The organism is Gordonia sp. (in: high G+C Gram-positive bacteria), assembly GCF_052106715.1.
In the GTDB taxonomy this organism is placed as follows: Bacteria; Actinomycetota; Actinomycetes; order Mycobacteriales; family Mycobacteriaceae; genus Gordonia.
The window spans coordinates 1-2975 of sequence record NZ_JBQEDL010000077.1; the positions used below are offsets into that span (position 1 = coordinate 1).

Annotated in this window: 3 protein-coding genes; 1 reads left to right on the forward strand and 2 read right to left on the reverse strand. The window is 67.3% G+C overall.

Annotated features, from left to right (window positions below; genetic code table 11):
* Positions 1 to 25: 25 nt before the first annotated feature.
* The gene (locus ACTIMF_RS19045) at positions 26 to 1246 is read right to left on the reverse strand and encodes a sensor histidine kinase (RefSeq protein ID WP_442351851.1); all 1221 of its coding nucleotides are present in this window, start codon (positions 1244 to 1246) and stop codon (positions 26 to 28) included.
* 198 nt (positions 1247 to 1444) lie between these two features.
* Here ACTIMF_RS19045 and phoU point away from each other — a divergent pair, with 198 nt between their 5' ends.
* Positions 1445 to 2149, forward strand: coding sequence for a phosphate signaling complex protein PhoU (phoU, locus tag ACTIMF_RS19050; protein WP_442351852.1), 705 nt, complete (start codon positions 1445 to 1447; stop codon positions 2147 to 2149).
* Positions 2150 to 2211: 62 nt separating this feature from the next.
* Here phoU and ACTIMF_RS19055 read toward each other — a convergent pair whose 3' ends face one another.
* Positions 2212 to 2955, reverse strand: coding sequence for a phosphoglyceromutase (locus ACTIMF_RS19055; protein WP_441888950.1), 744 nt, complete (start codon positions 2953 to 2955; stop codon positions 2212 to 2214).
* Positions 2956 to 2975: the final 20 nt, after the last annotated feature.

The window sequence follows — 2975 nt, forward strand, 5'->3', positions numbered from 1 at the left end:
TCGTCCTCGACGAGAAGGATGCGGGTCATGCGTTCTCTCCGTTCCGGACGCGCGCAGTTGCGGCGGCCTTGAGCGCCTTCCGCGCGCGCTTCTTCTTGGTCTTCTTATCGGTCTCCGGCACCGGGGCCTCGATGCGCGGCAGCACCATCGTGAAGGTCGATCCGCGCTCGGGACGGGACCAGACGCGCACCTCTCCGCCGTGGCGCTGCGTCGCATGCTTGACGATCGACAGCCCCAGCCCCGTACCGCCGGTGCGGCGGGAACGCGCCTCATCGGCCCGGTAGAAGCGCTCGAAGATGCGCTCCCGGTCCGACTCGGTGATACCGATGCCCTGATCGGACACCGCGATCTCCACCGTCCCGCCATCCGCCTTGATGCCCACGCCCACACGCGAACCCTGCGGCGAGTACACGATCGCGTTTGCAACGAGGTTGCCGATGGCCTCCACGAGGATCTGCGCATCGCCGCGCACGAACACGCCGCGATCGCCGCCGCGAATCAGCTCGACACCCGCGGAATCGGCCTGCACGGCGTGCGCTTCGATCGACGAGGTGATGACCTCGTCAATCGCGACGGGCCCGAAATCGGCGATGCCGTCGGATGCCTGCAGGCGCGACAGGCTCATGATGCGACCGGTGAGCTGCGCGAGACGCGTCGCCTCCGCCGAGATGCGTGAGGCGAAGACCCGCACCTGGTCCGGGTCGTCGGCTGCGGACTCGATGGCCTCGGCGAGCAGACTCACCGCGCCGACCGGCGTCTTCAGCTCATGGCTGGTGTTCGCCACGAAATCGCGGCGCACTTGGTCGAGCCGCTCCTGCTCAGTGACGTCGCGGATGATGAGAAGCGTGAGCTGCCCGCCAAGGACGCTCGCCCGGGCAGACACCAGGCGCGGGTCCAGGCTGACACCCGATCGGGTCAGACGCATGGTCTCGGTCGTCGATGCCCCCGTCGATCGGACGGTGCGCACGAGCTGGCGCAACTCCTGATGGTCGAGCGTCGCACCGACGTCGATGCCGAATCGCGCCGCGGCATGCGAGATGGCCAGCACAAGCCCCGACGCATCGACGACGCATGCCGCATCGTCCATGCTGTCCAGGACATCTGCGGTTCCGGTCGGGACGCGCGCCGACGCGGCCTCGGTCACCTTCTCACGCGCACGGTACGCCCAGAAGAGCAGCATCGATAGGCCGATGCCGATGACCAGGCCGACGGCGAGCGCGATGAGCGCGATAGTGCCCGAAGTCATGCCTCCAGCGTAGAGCCCGTTCACCTCCCCTTCCGCCTGTTTCCGCGCCAGCGCGCACGGGGGCGAAGTAGTATTCACACAACGGGCACCATTCGTTAACCTTCGGCGACGACAATCACTGAGGGCTCGCGAACACAGCTGTGCCCTCCATCGGCCGGTCGGAACCGCCCGAGATCCGAACGAAAGGTTGCGCTTCTCATGCGCGAAGTCTTCCACCAGTCCCTCGAGGAGATCCAGTCCCGCCTCGTCGAGATCACCGATCTCGTCACGGTCGCGATCGACAAGGCGACCCGCGCCTTCGCCAACAGCGACGTCGCGATAGCCGAAGAGGTCATCGCGGACGACGTGCAGATCGACGAGCTGGCCGTCAGCCTCGACGAACTCGCTATCGAGGTCCTCGCCCGCCAACAGCCCGTCGCGCGCGACCTGCGCATCGTCGTCTTCGCACTGCGGGTGAGCGCATCGCTGGAGCGCATGGGCGACATGGCCGAGCACATCGCCCAGCTCGCACGCCTCCGCTTCCCCGAGCGCGCCATCCCGAAGGGCCTGAAGGGCACCTTCACGAAGATGGGCGAGCGCGACGTCGAAGTGTCCCGCACGCTCTCCGAACTGCTGCGCACGCAGGATCTGCGCCTGGCCGACGTCATCCGCAACGCGGACGACGAGGTCGACGAGCTGCACGCCCGCGTGTTCGAGAAGGTTCTCAGCGACAACTGGAAGGGCGAGCCGACCGCGACCGTCGACGCCACCCTCGCCAGCCGCTACCACGAGCGCTTCGCCGACCATGCGGTCGCCGTCGCCAAGAAGGTCGTCTACCTCGCTACCGGTGACTGGGACGTCGACGAAGAGGCGATCGCGGCAGCTGCAGCACAGCTCCACGGCCGCGACGTCGACGAGGTCTGACCCGCACCGACGAATGAGGTGGGCGGGGCGTTCAGACGCCCCGCCCGCCTCATTCGTTTTCGCTACTTCTTGCCCTGCGACGCGACGGCGGCGGCGCCAGCGGCTGCGGCTTCCGGGTCCAGGTACCGACCGGGGCCGGTGGGGACGTTGTCGTCGTCGAGTTCGTACACGAGCGGGATGCCGGTGGGGATGTTCAGCTCGGCGATGTCGTCGTCGCTGATCCCGTCAAGGTGCTTGACCAGTCCGCGCAGCGAATTGCCGTGTGCGGTGACAAGCACCGTCTTGCCCGCCGCGAGGTCGGGGACGATCTCGGCGTCCCAGTACGGCAGCAGACGGTCGATGACGATCTTCAGCGATTCGGTGCGCGGCACCTCGCCGTCGATGCCGTCATAGCGCGGGTCGCCGACCTGGCTGAACTCGCTGTCGTCGTCCAGCAGCGGCGGCGGAACGTCGAACGAACGGCGCCAGAGCTGGAACTGCTCCGGCCCGAACTCCTCGAGAGTGGCTGCCTTGTCCTTGCCCTGCAGTGCGCCGTAGTGGCGCTCGTTGAGACGCCAGGAGCGCTTCACCGGGATCCACAGGCGATCGGCGGAGTCCAGCGCGATGTCGGACGTCTGGATCGCCCGGCTGAGCACCGAGGTGTGCAGCACGTCGGGCAGCAGACCTGCTTCGGCGAGCAGTTCACCGCCGCGGCGGGCCTCTGCTTTGCCCTTCTCGGTAAGTCGGACGTCCACCCATCCGGTGAACAGGTTCAATTCGTTCCACTCGCTCTGGCCATGGCGGAGCAGGATGAGAGTGCGCGTCATGGCACCAGTCTATGCCTGGG